The organism is Rhodanobacter sp. Soil772 (assembly GCF_001428385.1).
GTDB lineage: Bacteria > Pseudomonadota > Gammaproteobacteria > Xanthomonadales > Rhodanobacteraceae > Rhodanobacter.
Map to the genome: position 1 here is coordinate 386,986 of NZ_LMSK01000003.1, position 14,828 is coordinate 401,813.

The following is a 14,828-nucleotide window of genomic DNA, read 5'->3' on the forward strand; positions in this document are numbered from 1 at the left end:
TTTGGGAGAGCGAAAGCGCAACGAGGATGACTAAGAAAGCACGCATATGGAAGACCTAACGCTGGAGTTAAGCGGCGGCGAAGCCGTCCGCCTTGAACGAGATGTTAGACCGTTGCTGCCAGATCATTGACGCGCTGCTCTGTGAATGTCCAGTGGTCGGGGATACTGTCAGTTGTGCCAGAAGCATGAGCCCGACTGGCCCAGGCATGATGCTCGTAGAGAATTGTGTCGCCGCGACCCACGGCAGCTAACTTTAGCCATGCGCCAATCTCTTGCGGTGTGGCCAAGTACATACGTGGCAAAGCGGACAGCGCCACGTCTTTGAATTGCACTAGGCAAAAAACAGTTTTGTTGAAGTGACGAGCAAGCCAAGTGTCCACAGCACCGTGATAGTTAGCGTTGGATAGATAGGATTGAGTAAGCCCCCAAGCGCCATCTTTACTGCCCTTTACTGAAACCTTGAGCATCCGGCTCTTGTCTACCGCGACGAGGTCGTACTCTGGTTGGTTAGCGCCGTATTGCACCGAAATGTCCCAGCCGCATCGAGCAAATTGTGCTGCCGCAAATGCCTCTGCTGCCGTTGCGACGTGCCAAGAATTTTTCATTTAACGGCCTAACGCTGGAGTTAAGCGGCGGCGTAGCCGTCCGCCTTGAACGAAATGTTAGAACGCACTGCCGACCCTAGCACCACTTGCTAAGACCACAGTGAGGGCACTTGTTGGCAAGAGTGTTATACCGCAGGAGTCCAGGCTTGAAGAATTGCTTGTGACATCGTGGACATTGGAACGCGGCGCAGTACGAACTTGCCAGAGCAAGCAACGCAAACCACGACCAAGCTACAAAGCCTTCGTAGCGTGCAAACCTTGGAAACGATGCGACGAAGAGTAGAACTATTCCTGCTGCGAGCACACACCAAAAAAGCCTGTTTCGGAAGCGCAGAGCATTCCATTGAGCGGCATGCATGTCAGCTCTTCCCTTCAAGACCGCGCCCCGTTTGTTCTGCGTTCTAACGCTGGAGTTAAGCGGCGGCGTAGCCGTCCGCCTTGAACGAGTAGTTAGAGCCCATTGCCCGAGAGATAGGCCGGTGAGCGCAGCGCCGCTGAGTATTGCTCGCCTGATAGAAATGGCCAATAGGAAATGTCGCGACCGCGTGTGGCCCGATACGAATACATCCTGCCGGCGATGCCTAGTGTGAGTAAATTGGCGATGGCGAGCAGAACGGCTGCAGGGCGTGAGAGAACCGGCCAACCGTATGAAAGCCCTGACTTGAGAAATAGGATGCAACGTGCAGCGACCTCGCGCACTTGCGGAGAAAGCCGATCGCGCCCTTTGAGGCGGTACTGACGCAAATCGCAGTACATGAGCCAGAAAGCCTTGCTATAGATTTCACGAATTGCGGGATCGCTTGAGCGCGGAATGCGGTCGTCGAACTGATAGTTCGTGATGAGCCCCGCGACCAACGAGCGCGAGGCCTCCGCAAATTTTGATCGTGCCTGTACGTCAATCATGGGCTCTAACGCTGGAGTTAAGCGGCGGCGTAGCCGTCCGCCTTGAACGAACTGTTAGACCTGTGTGGTGCTAAGCGGAACCAAGCGGGCGATGGGTGGCATGGCGGTTGGAGTGCTCTGGCCGTCGATTGACCACAAGTCTAGCCCAGCTAGCAAACCATCTTGCTCAAACACATAAGCACCAAATAAGTGCCCATGCTCATCGCGCCACTGGTAGTCCGACAGGGTGCGCATGGCGGGATGGCTCGGTCGTTTGCCGTTGACCGCGAAGTCGATGCTGGCGCAGCCGCAACCACAAAGACTTGTAACGCGAGCCTGCTCAAGTTGCTCCAGGAACTTAGCGTTATCTGCGTCGCCATGCTCAAGCAGCCATTGAACGACCGAACGCTCCTCGGAGGTCAGCGGCCGATCTATCTCGATGTTCGATGATGTGTGGTTCACAGGTCTAACGCTGGAGTTAAGCGGCGGCGAAGCCGTCCGCCTTGAACGAGTAGTTAGGCATCAGCAGTGAAGCCCAGCTTGCGGAAGTCCGAAGCGCACACCACCGCCTTGACATAGGCGTGCTGCACTTGAATCTCGAAATCGATGGTGTCTGCATCTCGGACGATCATGTGGAAGTACGGTCCATTCGGGTCCACTGACTTGCAGTAAATGTAGGGGCCGAAGACTTCGCCTTGACGGAGCCACAAGCGGAACGGCCCGGCCAGCTCAGCTGCACCCAAGTCCGTAAGCAGCACCGCAATGTTGCGCTTTGTATTCGACATGCGCCCTTTCCTTGAAGCCTAACGCTGAAGTTGAGCGGCGGCAAAGCCGTCCGCCTCGAACGCCCTGTTAGGCACGTGCAGCACAATTACGGCGTTTGTAGCTTTATGGCCGACTCTCTTTGCGTGACGCCAAAGAAGTTGCCGGAATTTAGATACGTGACGTTGACCACGACACCGTCCTTGACGATGTAGGTGTACTCGATGACGCCACTGCCGCTCTTGGGCTCAATGTTGTATGTGAGGTAGTCGGAACCAGCAACACTCAGTGATTTGTCTGGCGTACCAACGTACTGAACAATCTCGTCCACAGCCACCTTGTTGAGTGGAAATTTCTTAAGGTAGGACGTTGCATGAGTGCCGAGCGTAGGACGGTAGACCCCGTTTGGACTTTTGTCTGAGGCGCTTGCTGCACCAACACCAATAAAAAGCAGCGCCAGGAACAAAACGAATTTCTTCATGAGTGCATCCCCTTGTTTGAAGCCTAACGCTAAGTAGATTTCAAATTGCAGTCTAATCCGGCAGCCTATCCCGTGTCATTGGGGCTGCTTTTGCCGTTGTATGCTCCAAGAACCAAGGCGTTAGCCTCCTGCGGGCCGTCTAACTCAGCAGCCTAATCCTGCAGTGTTTGGTTGGGCGAATCAGCGCTCAGGATGCCCTCGCTCTTCCGTCAGCCGTGTCAGTTCCGCCACCAGGTCCGCGCGCTTTGCCACGGCATCCAGCAGATAGACCTGCACGTCGTGCGCCGCGACGCTGGCGCGCAGGTGGCTGCCTTCGGCTACATCGATCGCGGCGCCGCCGAGCGCAGGCTTCCAGCGGCCGGCCTGCAGATAGTCGCTGACGTCGAATGGCGCGGTGGCGTCACCCTTGTTGAGCAGCACCAGCGCGATCTGGTGGGTGTCGCCTTGCTGGTACACGCGGTAGAACGCGGCCTGGTTGCCGACGAAGTGCAGTGGCAGCATCAGGCCGCGTTGCAGGGCGGGGGTGTTTTCGCGCAGTTGGGCGGTGCGTTTGAGCTGGCGGTAGATCGGGCTTTTCGATGCCGCGTCGATGCGTTGCTGGCCGTAGTAGTTGCGGTTGCCCTGGTGTTCGGCCTTGCCGCGCTCGAAGCCGGTTTCGGAGCCGTAGTAGATCGCCGGGATGCCGCGCGCGGTGAACAGCCAGTTGTTGGCGTCGATGAAACCGTTGTCGCTGGCGTCGAGGCGGGCCATGTCGTGGTTGTCGTAGAAGGTGACCAGCTCGTACGGGTTCTGGTACGGACCGTTGGTGAGGTACAGGCGGTCGAGCAGTTTCGCGTAGTCGCTGCCGGGGTGTTCGAACACGTCGGCGATGCGCCCGCGCAGCGGGAAGTCGAGCAGGCTGATGCCGCCGTTCTGTGGCCAGGTGTACTGGCCGATGTTGTCGGGGCTGTAGTCGAACGCCTCGCCGAACATGAAGAAGCCGGGGTGTTTCGCGCGGATGCGCGCGGCGAACTGTTTCCAGAACACGGTGGGCATGTGGCTGATGGTGTCGATGCGGAACGCGTCGGCGCCCTGGTCGGCCCATTGCATGTACGCGCCCGTGAAGTAGTTCAGCACGGCGGGGTTCTGGTCGTCGTTGTTGGACAACTGCACCAGGTCGTCGTAGGCGTGGTAGAAGCGGTGCAGCGGGTTGCGCACGGGATCGAGCCGGTACGGCGGCAGGTTCTGCTGGTCGGCGATCAGCTTGCCGTGCTTGTCGTAGATCTGGCCGAACATCGGCTGCGTCTTCGGCATCGTGAAGGCGGGCGAGCCGTGATTGGCCACGATGTCGAGTACGGTCTTCAGGCCGTGCGCGCGCATCTTCGCGGTGAACTGGGCGAAGTCGAGGCCCTTGCTGGGTAGGTGTTCGTCGAGCTTGTAGAAGTTGACGCCCCAGTAGCCGTGGAAGCCGGTCTTGCCGCGGTCGGTGAACTTCGAGCCCCAGCTCACCGGGTCGCCGCCGGTGAACGCCTCGTTCGGATTGTCCACGATCGGGGTGATCCATACCGCACCGAAGCCCATGCCGCGGATGTAGCCGGCGTTGTCCAGCACACCCTTGAAGTCGCCGCCGAGGTAGCCGATGTTTGCGCTCTCGCCCTTCGGCGCGCCGGCCACCGGGATGTCGAAGGTGCGGTGGGCGCCGCCCTGGTTGCGCTGGTCGTTCGACGGATCGCCGTTGACGAAGCGGTCGGTCATCACGAAGTAGATAGCGTTCGACGCGAACGGCGCATCGGTGCCGACGAATTCGGGCGTGGTGGCCGCTTGCGCGCAACCGCAGGCCAGCGTCAGCGCGCCGGCCAGCAGGGTCATTTTTTTGATCATGTCGGGGTTCCGGTGGCGGTGGCTGCAGACGGCGCGTAGACCGGCTCGCGCACGCGCAGGGTGAACAGGCCGGCGACCAGCAGGCAGGCACCGCCCAGCGCCAGTGCCCAGATCGGCTGGTTGTGGAAGCACAGCCGCAGCAGCAGGCCGAGCACGCTGGCGGCGAGCAGCTGCGGGATCACGATGAAGAAATTGAAGATGCCCATGTAGACGCCCATCTTCGCCGCCGGCAGGTTGTCCGACAGCAAGGCGTACGGCAGCGACAGGATCGAGGCCCAGGCGAAGCCCACGCCGACCATCGAGGCGAGCAGCCACTGCGGGTCGCGGATGACCAGGAACGACAGCAGGCCGGCGCCGCCCAGGCACAGGTTCAGCAGATGGCTGATGCGCAGGCCCCAACGGCGCACCATCAGCGGGATCACCACCGCGGCCAGCGCGGCGAAACCGTTGTACGCGGCGAACAGCACGCCGACCCAGTTGGCGCCTTCGTTGTAGAGGGCCGAGCCGACGTCGGTGGTGCCGTAGATCGTCTGCGTCACGCCCGGCGTGCTGTAGATCCACATGGCAAACAGCGCGAACCACGAAAACAGCTGCACCCAGGCCAGCCGACGCATTGCGGCGGGCATGTCGTAGAGATCGCCCATCACCTCGCGCAGCATGCCGCGGCTGCGGGTAAAGCCCAGCCAGACGAACAGCAGGCCGAACACGAGCAGGCCGCCAGCGAGCAGGTAGACCTCTTTCTCCAGCGCAAAATGCCCGATGGCGAACAGCACCGCGAGGCCGGCCACCAGCAGCGCCAGGCCGGGTCGCCAGGCTTGCGCCGCGTCCACCGCCGGCTTTTCCGCCACGTTGTCGGTGAACGATTGCAGCTGCGCGGGCGGGTATTCGCGCGTGCGCAGGATCGTCCACAGCACTGCACCCAGCAGCACCGCGCCGCCGGCGTAGAACGCGTACTTCACCGTGTCGGGGATGCTGCCGTCCGCGGCCACGTTGGCCACGCCGAACCGCGCCAGGATCCACGGCAGCGCCGAGGCCACCACCGCGCCGATGCCGATGAAGAAGCTCTGCATCGCGTAGCCGGTCGGCCGCTGCTGTGTGGGCAACTGGTCGCCGACGAAGGCGCGGAACGGCTCCATCGACACGTTGATCGACGCATCCAGGATCCACAGCAGGCCGGCGGCCATCCACAGCACCGGTGCGTTCGGCATCCACAGCAGGGCCAGCGAGGCGAACACCGCGCCGATCAGGAAGTACGGCCGGCGCCGGCCCAGCCGGTTCCAGGTGCGGTCGGAGAAGTGGCCGATGATCGGCTGCACGATCAGCCCGGTCAGCGGCGCGGCGATCCACAGCGCCGGGATGTCGTTCACGTCGGCGCCCAGGGTCTGGAAGATCCGGCTGACGTTCGCGTTCTGCAACGCGAAGCCGAACTGCAGGCCGAGGAAGCCGAAGCACATGTTCCATATCTGCCAGAACGACAGCGCCGGTTTGTTGTTCAAGAGGGTGCCGTCCTTCATGGGGTGGCGTGGCTGGTGGCGAGCGGGGCGATCAGCAGGGCGTGCACGTCGGCCTGGTTCAGGGCGCCATCGCTGCCGCCGCTGCCGCCGGTGTAGTGGGCGAAGTGGCCGAGGTAGCTCATGTTGAAACCCTCGTCGAGGGTGAACCGGCAGGTGGCGCCCGCCTTGGCGTCGAAGCGGCCCCAGGTGGACTGCTGCGTGCGCACGCTGTGCGGCATCACGATCGGCAGGCGCTGCTCGTCGCTGCCCGCGCAGCGGATCACCAGCATCTTCATCGCGGCGGTGATGCCGGTGTTGATCGGGCCGTGATCATTCGCGTAGTCGAGCGCGACGCGATAGTTGCCGCCGGCCGATGCGGTCCACGTGCGCGGCCAGTTTCCGACGACCTTCGCCACCTCGCCTACGCAGGTGGCGGGACTGTGCAGCGATTCCAGGCCGTGCGCATCCATGCGCGTGGCGCTGAGGCAAGCCAGGCCTGGTTGCCGCGCGAGATGGCCGTCACCGTCGACGCTGCCGTGAACCTGGCCGTTGAGGTAGAGCTGCACCTTGCCGTCGGTCGTGATCTTCCAGCCGTCGCCGTCGGCACGTAGCAGCGGTGCGGCAGGCGCGACGGGCGCGTACAGCGGTGCGTTGGTGCGCAGCGGCGCGTCCGGCACCTGCACGGCCTTGAGCGTTACCGTGGTGGCCGTGCCGCGTGTGCTGGTGCGATCGGCGACGAGCAGGTTGCCGGTGTATTTTTCCGGAAGCTGCAAGGTGATCCGGCGGTCGCGTAGGTCGAGCGTGATCGACCTGCGCTGGCCGAACAGCATCGGCACCAGCGCGGTGGGCAGCTTCGGCTCCACCCGGCCGTCTTCGCCGAGACCGAACACGCCTTCGGTGACCACCGCGAAATAAGCCGCCACCGACCACAGCTGCCGCGGCGAATTCACCACCGGGCCGCTGAGCTTGCCTTCGTCCACGTGCTGGCCCTGGGTGAGCAGCTCGTAGTTTTCCATGTTGGAACCGTACAGCGCGGCACCGCGCATCACCGACTCGATCTCGTGCGCGATGCGCGCAGGCTGCTCCGTCATGCGTGCGGCGCGCAACGCGTACGCGCTGACGAACGGCCAGATCGCGCGGTTGTGGTAGATCGGCTGATCGGAACGCTCGGGCCAGATCACCGGGCTGCCCGCGGGCCAGGTCGGATAGTTCGCCAGCGCCTGTCGTGCGCGTTCGCCGTCAGCCACGCCGCTGTCGATCGCCAGCGCGATGCCGAGCAGGTCGTAGCTGTCGTAAGGCGTGCCGTCGCCGCCGATGTAGCTCATGTACATGCCGCGGTCGGCGCGCCAGAAGTGCGCATTGATCGCTCTCTTCAGCGCCGCGGCCTGGCTACGGTAGCCGGCCGCCGCCTTCGTGTCGTGCCGCCCGTCGGCCCGCGTGGCGGCCAGCTGCAGCGCCTGGTAGTGCAGCACGTTGGTGGACAGCGCATAGGACTGCGCGATGAAGGTCACCTCGTCCGCGGTCCACGCGGGGTAGCTCTGCTCGCGCCAGTCGAGGAACGAGGTCTCGCCGCGGTACAGGCCGAACGTGGCGTCGAACGCATACTGGCGGTCCTGCGCCAGGGTGGCGCCGAGCGCCTTGTCGACGTCGCCGGCAAAGGCCTGGTCGCCGAGCAGGTGGCGCGCGCCGAGGAACCACACCACGCGGTCGGTGCTGATCGGCCAGCTGCCGCCGGAGCCGGTGTCCTGCATCGCGTACAAGCCCTGCGGCGCGGACGGAACGCGCACGTCGGACAGCTTGAACTTCAGTCCGTTGCGCGAGCGCGCCGGGTCGAAACGCCACAGGCCCAGGTCGATCGCGTAGGACAGGTCGCGCGTCCATACGTACGGCCACTTCAGGCCGGTCACGAAACACTGGCAGGGAATCGGCTGGCCGTGGTCGAACGCGCCGTCGCGGATCGCGCTGACCGAATCCAGCGCCAGGTCGTCCTGCGCCATCGCGAACAGGCCGTCGAACAGCACGCTGGCGGTCTCGCTGCGCAACGGCTGCGCTGCGATCACGCGCTGGCCGTACGGCCACGCCAGCGTGTAGTGGTGCTGCGCGTCGCGGCTGATGGCGACGTGCACGCCATGCCAGTCCAGCCCGTCGTGCCAGGCCGGCGCCGCTGCGCTCGCTGCCAGCGCGGCAGCCAGGACGATGCTCAACATGCGCGTGCCGCGCGTGGCCCGCGTTGGATGATGTGCTCGATCGACATGTCCCCTCCTGCAGCTGTGGTGTCACGTCAGGGTTTCGCCCTGCGGGCGCAGCATGCCTGTACATGCTGATTGGTGCGGACTACCGCATGGTAGATAGCGTCGCACTGCAGCAACCAGCCCATGCATACGTATTCATGGGCGGGTGGGCCGGCGCTGCAGTATGCCTCTCGCCACACGAGGCCATGGCCGCGTGTGCGAGTTGCGGGGTGGACAGCGCCTTGCGCCGACTTGGGCGACCTCAGCGCAGCTCGACCACCACCAACCCCTGCACCGGCACAGTAACCTCGAACTTGCCGTTGCTCACCTTCATCAATTCCGGCACGGCCAGCTTGCCGGCTTCGCGCAGCTGGGCGATCTGTTCGCGGCTGGGGGAGTCGGGGCGGCCCATGCGGTCGAACGCGGCGACGGCGTTGCCATGGGTTTCGTCCACGCGCCACACGGTGGCGTGGGCACCGGCGGGCAGGTGTCGCACGTCGATGCTGAAGTGCTTCGGCGTGCCGACGGGTTCGCCGGGCGTGTAACTGGCGGTGTTGCCGACGGGCGGAGCGTAGTTCCACAGCGCGATGACCACGCTGCCGTCGTCGCGGCGGGTGGCCAGGGCGGAGTCGGAATCCACCGCGAGGCGCTGGTCGCCCAGCTTGTGCAGCATCGCGAACGCGTTGAACGCGGGCTTGGGAATGCGGTTGGCGGCGATCAGGCCGAAGCCGCCGTAGAACGGATTGCGTACAATGCCCTGTTCCTCGAATACGTCGGAGAACGACCAGTAGCTCATCGCCTCGACCTTGCCGGCGCACAGACGAATGGTGTTGGCGAGCCACGGCCCCATGAACACGGTGTCGGTGACGTTGGGCAGGTTCGCGTAGCTGGCGTTGTACTCGCTGAAGATGAGCGGCATGTGCGGGTAGGGCGAGGCGGCGATTTCCTTGTGCACCTTGTCCACCGCACGGCAGACCATGTCGGCGCGCGGAATCTTCTCGCTGGTGCGGAACACGTTGTCGGCGGTGTCGTCGCCGTAGACATGCGTGCTGACGAAATCGACCGGCACGTTGTTCTTGTGCGTGTGTGCGAGGAAGTCGGTGGCCCACGCGGCCTGCGCGGTGGACGGGCCGCCCACGCGGATGCGCGGATTCACCGCCTTGAGCGCGCGCACGGTGTGGTCGTACAGGGTGAAGTAGGTGGACTGCTGCGGCTTGCCGGCCCAGAAGCCGATGTTCGGCTCGTTCCACACCTCGAAGTACCAGCTGGCGACTTCGTCGATGCCGTAGCGCTCGACCAGGTGTTGCGCCAGCGCGCCGATCATCGCGTCCCATTCGGCGTAGTCCTTCGGCGGCGCGACGTTCGGGCGGTACCAGAACGCCTGCAGCGCGGCCGGGTCGGAAGTCAGCTCCGGCGGCATGAAGCCGAGTTCGACGAACGGCTTGAAGCCGTGCTCGAGCAGGCCGTCGTAGATCTGGTCGACGTAGGAGAAGTTGTAGGAAATCTTCCCCTGCGCGTCGCGCTGCACCAGGCCCACGTCGTGGTCGAGGATGCCGTGGAAGCGGATGTAGCCGACGCCGGTGGCCTGGTGCACGGCGTCCAGATCCTTGCGGTAGTCGTCGCGCAACGCGAGCGAGGCGCGACCGGAGCCGAGCATGTGTTCCCAGAAATGTGGGAAGGGCGTGCCCTGCGCGCTGGCGTCGATACGCAGGCGGGTGGTGGTCGCTGCGGGCGGCGCGGCGCTGGCCATACTGGTGAACAGCAGGGCGGCGGTGCAAACGGCCAGGGCCAGGTTTCGTAACCGTGCGGAAAAAGTCATGGCGGGATCCTGTTCGACGGTCCGGAGCGGGCCGGGCGAGGCCTGCAACCATCGGGATGTAAACGTTTACATCCCGATGGAGTTTCCTACACGTCGGGGACCCGAGTCCAGCCATCCGCCGCTGGATTCCGCAGGGTCGAACGCGAGCTCGCGGCGACGGGGCGAATCCGCCCCGCCGCCATGAAACCGGCCTACTGCGCCAGGATCGCCCCGTAATGGCCATTCACCGTCACGCTGACCTGGCCGTTCTGCACGGTGTACTGGGTGCCCGAGATCAGCTCGGTGACCGTGCTGCCGTTGGTCATGCTCAGTTGCCACACCGGCACGGTGACGGTGTGCGACACGCTGTCGTTGTTCAGTGCCACCGCGATGCGGTTGGTGGCGTCGAAGCGGCCATAGGCATACAGCTTGTTGGCATCGTCGGTGAGCAGGGTCATGAACGAGCCGGTGCGCAGCGCCGGGTAGGCGTTGCGGATGGTGGTCAGCTTCTGGGTCAGCGCCACCGCGCTGTTGGTGATGCTGCCGGTGCTCCAGTCGAAGGTACGCCGGTTGTCCGGGTCGGCGCCTCCCTGCATGCCGTACTCGTCGCCGTAGTAGATCGTGGGTGTGCCGACGTAGGTCATCTGGAAGAACAGCGCGAGGTAGGTCTTCCAGATGTCGCCGCCGGCGCGGTTGCCGAAGCGGGTGATGTCGTGGCTGCTGAGGAAGTTGCTCATCGCCTGTTGCACGTTGGTCGGGTAGTTCGCGCGGGTGCCGTGCAGCCAGCTGTCGAACTGCGAGACCGGGATGCTTGCCGCGTTGCCGCCGTAGTCCTGGCCGGTGATCCACTCCGACACCGGCTGGGTGAAGCCGTCGTAGTTCATCGCGCCGTCCCACTGGTCGCCGCCGCTGGTCCACGGACCGGCATTGCCCCAGAACTCGCCGAGGATATCCGCGTTGGCGTTGACCGATTTCACCGCGCTGCGCAGCTCGGCCATGATCTGGTGGTCGGTGGCGTCGCTGCCGTTGCCGCCGCCGGCGTCGAGGTACTGCGCTGCGTCGAGGCGCCAGCCGTCGATCGAATAGGGCGACTTCAGGTAGGTCTTCACCACCGAGCTGGTGCTGCCGTAGATGGCGTTGCGCACCACCGAGCCGCTGGCACCGTAATCCAGCTTGGGCATGCTGGAGAAGCCGAAGAAGGCCGAGTAGGTGTTGGGCCAGCTCTGGAAGGTGTAGTAGCCGTAGGTCGGACTGGACTGCGACTCGTAGGCGCCGGTGATGCTGGTCCACCAGTTGTAGCGGTCGAACCACTTGTGGGTGTCGCCGGTGTGGTTGAACACGCCGTCGAGCACCAGGTAACCCTTCGGTCCGTTGCTGGTGCTGTGGATGTCGGCGCTCAGCGTCTGCAGCGTGCTGTTGCTGCCGAACGCCGGGTCCACCGTCATGTAGTCCTCGGTGTCGTACTTGTGGTTGCTCGGTGAGAGGAAGACCGGGTTGAGATAGATGATGTTGGCGCCGACCGTGTTCTTGATGTAGCCCAGCTTCTGGTCGATGCCGGCCAGGTCGCCGCCGAAGAATACGGCGGTGTTGCAGCCGCTGACGTTGGCCACCACGCTCGACCCCCAGGCATGCTTCTCGGTGGCGCAACCGGCGTAGGTGTACTGGCCGTTGCTCACGTCGTTGGCGGTACTGCCGTTGTAGAAACGGTCCGGGAAGATCTGGTACATCACGCCGTTCTTCATCCACGCCGGCGTGGTGAAGCCGGGCAGGATGAAGAAGTCGCCAGAGGACGGTTCGGCGGAAGTGGTGCCCGTGGCGTTGAGCCAGGCCACGGCGCTGCCGTCGTTGATCTGGAAGCGGTAGTACTTCTTCGAGGCGCTGGCAGGCACGGTGCCCTTCCAGTAGTCGAAGCTGCCGGTGGGGTCGTTTGCCGTCCAGCTCATCGCCACCCAGTGGAACGCGCCGTCCGCACTGTCGTAGTACTTGATGTTGGCGCTGCTGATGTCGCCCTTGAAGGTGCGCAGGGTCAGCGTGACCGCCTGGGCGGAAGTCGGCTCGACATGGTTGTCGTAGAGCGGGCCCTGGTCGTGGAACAGGCCGCTCCATTCCACGTTGTTGTCGTTGCTGGCCGCCCGCGCCTGTTCATGGATGGCCGGTAATGCATAGAGCGCCAGCGCCGCGGCGAGCGCGCACGCCAGGGTGGATTTCGAGCCGTGTCTTGCGTTGCCTTGATTGCCCATTGAACATCCCTCCGCAGGTGAGTGGATCCGGCGTGCCCGCAAGGGAACGCCGGGGTTCTTGCGCTTTCAGGAAACCTGGAACAGCCGGCCGGCCCTACATGGCGATCGTGATGTGCGCGGCGCGCGCTGCGGCCACCCGTACCCAGGTGACGTCGCCGTAGCGGTCGTGGCCGCGGGCCCAGCCTTCGCCGCCGCTGTGCTGCAGGGCGTCGAGGTCGGCGAAGGCTTTCAGCTGGCCGACGCTGGCGGCCGCGGCTCCATGGACCTTCAGCAGGTAGAAGCGCAGCGCCGGCTTGAAGCTGCCGCTGACGGCGCCGAGTTCCAGCTGGATCGCGTGGGCGCGGCGCTGCGCCGACAGCGGCTGCAGAAAGTACGCGCCGTGCTCGTAGTCGTAGCTGCTGCCGTCGTCGTCGTAGTAGTCGAACGTGCTGCGCTGCGCGGCGGGGAACACGTCGACGTCGAGCTGGGTCAGCGGCTGCTCGCCCACGTAATCCTCGGGCGGCCGGGTCGGGATGATCGCGCCGTCGCGGACGAACAGCGGGATGTCGCTCCACGTCTTGCTGTCGATCGCCAGGCGGATGCTGCGGCCACCTTCGTAGACCTTGCCGCTGAACCAGTCGGTCCAGCGCCCGGCGGGCAGGTAGATGTCCTTCGCGGTCTGGCCCTGTACCACCACCGGCGAGGCCAGCAGCCAGTCGCCGAACAGCCACGAGTCGACGTCGTTGCGCACGTTCGGATCATCCGGCCAGTCGAACAGCAGCGGGCGCACCAGGCCGACGCCGGTGGCGCGGCGCGTGTGCTCGTAGCTGTAGATGTAGGGAATCAGCGCGTAGCGCAGGCGGATCGCCGCGGTGGCGGCCTTCTCCGCGACCGGGCCGTACACCCACGGCTGGCGCTTCTGGCCGAGCTCGCCGTGCACGCGGAAGATCGGCGTGAATGCGCCGAACTGGATCCATCGCGTATAGTTCTCCGGCGTCGGCGTGCCGTCCTTGAAACCGCCGCCGTCCATGCCCCACTGCATCGCGCCCACGTTGATCGCGCTGAGCATGCGCGCGCGCTGGCCCGCCATGCTGACGAAACCGGTGGGGATGTCGCCGGACCACAGGCCATAGGCGTAGCGCTGCGAGCCCAGCCAGAAGTTGCGGTTGATCGACCACACGCGCTGGTTCGAGACGCCGCGCTGGCTGTCGTAAAGCGCGCGCTGCATGTTCATGAACTCGGTATCGCTGCCGGTGGTGTCCGCCTCGTCGTTCCACCAGCCCACGATGCCGTCGTCGTAGCCGTACTTGACCGCCAGCTTGCCGAACCAGGCGCGCGCGGCAGGTAAATCGAAGTCGATGTTCTTCACCGGCTTGTGCGAGAAATAATCGTCGCTGACTTCTTCGCCAGGCACCCAGAAACCGTGCGCGCTGGCGTAGCGTCCTTCCACCGTGTCGACGTGGATGCGCGGCTTCATGATGCCGGTCAGCTTGATCCCGCGGGCATCCATCTGTTTCTTCAAGGCGCCGCTGGGGCCGTCGGGGAATTTGGTCGGGTTCCAGCGGAACTCGCCGTAGTCGTCCTCGCCCCACGCCTTCCAGTCGAAGTCCAGCGTGATGTTGTCGATCGGGATGTGCTTGGCGCGATAGGTGTCGACGATCTGCAGCAACTCTTTCTGATCGATGCCCCACTGGCTGTTGGTGAAGCCCATCGCCCATTTCGGGAACAGTGGCGTGTGGCCGCTGAGCTGGGCCAGCGCGCCGAACAGCTGCGTCGGCGTGCCGAGCAGGATATAGACGTCCGTATCCTTGCGCGGGCTGGTTGTGCCGATCGTGCCGGGCTGCAGCGTGAACGTGGCGCCGTCGCTGTCCAGCAGCACGCCGTAGCCGGCGCTGCTCCACACGAACGGTGCGCCGGCATGGCCTTGCTCGCCGGCGCTGGCCACCTGCTCGCCGCTGCGCAGCATGCCGGCGGAAGCGTCTTCGGTGGCGTTGTAGCCGCCGATGCCGTACAGCGCGTCGTCGGCGGCGTGCTGCGCCTTCAGCTTGCCGTGGCGCAGGGCATCGACGTCGATGCGCAGCAGCGTGCGTTGCCGTGCGTCGTCGATGCGCAGCTGGCGATGCTGTCGATCCCAGTGGACCGAGGCAGCGGCGGAAGCGAGGCTCGCGCCGTCGGCGTTCTGTGTGCCGCGTACCTGCGCGAAGTGCGTCGGTGCGGCGGCGGGGTCGAGCACCAGTGCGGGCGTGCCGGCATGGCGGCCGGGTTCGAAATGCACGCGCACGATGCCGGGCGCGATGAAGTGGACGTCCAGCCGGTCGGCACCGAAGTCGATCGTGATGGCGTGGTCGGCGAGTTGGGCCATGGGAGATGCCTGTGCAGTCTGCGCGGGGACGGCCGCAGCGATGCCGCCTGCCGGAGCCAGGGCGAGGCCAAGCCACAGCCAGGCGGCCAGGGCCGGGCCGGGTTTTGCGGTGCGGGTGGGGGGGATGGTCATGGC

11 protein-coding genes are annotated in these 14,828 nt (G+C 64.7%); all 11 read right to left on the bottom strand.

The features are described from left to right. Nucleotides 1–104: 104 nt before the first annotated feature. Complete coding sequence (locus ASG75_RS16055) at nucleotides 105–605, bottom strand: hypothetical protein (protein ID WP_082547612.1); 501 nt, start codon at nucleotides 603–605, stop codon at nucleotides 105–107. Between the two features lie 450 nt (nucleotides 606–1,055). After that, on the bottom strand, nucleotides 1,056–1,508 hold the full coding sequence (locus tag ASG75_RS16385) for a hypothetical protein (RefSeq protein ID WP_157616977.1): 453 nt from the start codon (nucleotides 1,506–1,508) through the stop codon (nucleotides 1,056–1,058). Nucleotides 1,509–1,562: 54 nt separating this feature from the next. Further along, nucleotides 1,563–1,949: a hypothetical protein gene (locus ASG75_RS16390; RefSeq protein ID WP_157616978.1), complete on the bottom strand. Its 387-nt coding sequence runs from the start codon at nucleotides 1,947–1,949 to the stop codon at nucleotides 1,563–1,565. A 53-nt stretch (nucleotides 1,950–2,002) separates the two neighbouring features. Beyond that, entirely contained in the window at nucleotides 2,003–2,272 is a 270-nt protein-coding gene (locus ASG75_RS13200) for a hypothetical protein (RefSeq protein WP_056390265.1), read from the bottom strand. Between the two features lie 86 nt (nucleotides 2,273–2,358). Continuing rightward, nucleotides 2,359–2,730: a hypothetical protein gene (locus ASG75_RS16395; RefSeq protein WP_157616979.1), complete on the bottom strand. Its 372-nt coding sequence runs from the start codon at nucleotides 2,728–2,730 to the stop codon at nucleotides 2,359–2,361. Between the two features lie 180 nt (nucleotides 2,731–2,910). Beyond that, nucleotides 2,911–4,590, bottom strand: coding sequence for an alpha-amylase family glycosyl hydrolase (locus ASG75_RS13210; protein WP_056390271.1), 1,680 nt, complete (start codon nucleotides 4,588–4,590; stop codon nucleotides 2,911–2,913). Then, the gene (locus ASG75_RS13215) at nucleotides 4,587–6,104 is read right to left on the bottom strand and encodes an MFS transporter (RefSeq protein WP_056390273.1); all 1,518 of its coding nucleotides are present in this window, start codon (nucleotides 6,102–6,104) and stop codon (nucleotides 4,587–4,589) included. The genes ASG75_RS13210 and ASG75_RS13215 overlap by 4 nt, the downstream gene beginning before the upstream one ends. Further along, nucleotides 6,101–8,290: a hypothetical protein gene (locus tag ASG75_RS13220; protein WP_056390276.1), complete on the bottom strand. Its 2,190-nt coding sequence runs from the start codon at nucleotides 8,288–8,290 to the stop codon at nucleotides 6,101–6,103. Before ASG75_RS13220 ends, ASG75_RS13215 begins: the two co-directional genes overlap by 4 nt. Before the next feature lie 286 nt (nucleotides 8,291–8,576). Continuing rightward, nucleotides 8,577–10,133 (bottom strand): glycosyl hydrolase family 39, encoded by a 1,557-nt coding sequence (locus ASG75_RS13225; protein WP_056390685.1) that lies wholly within the window; start codon nucleotides 10,131–10,133, stop codon nucleotides 8,577–8,579. A 191-nt stretch (nucleotides 10,134–10,324) separates the two neighbouring features. Further along, a complete protein-coding gene (locus ASG75_RS13230) occupies nucleotides 10,325–12,352 on the bottom strand; it encodes a glycoside hydrolase family 13 protein (RefSeq protein WP_056390279.1) in 2,028 nt (675 codons plus the stop codon). Nucleotides 12,353–12,446: 94 nt separating this feature from the next. Further along, on the bottom strand, nucleotides 12,447–14,825 hold the full coding sequence (locus ASG75_RS13235) for a TIM-barrel domain-containing protein (RefSeq protein WP_157616980.1): 2,379 nt from the start codon (nucleotides 14,823–14,825) through the stop codon (nucleotides 12,447–12,449). Between the last annotated feature and the right edge of the window lie 3 nt (nucleotides 14,826–14,828).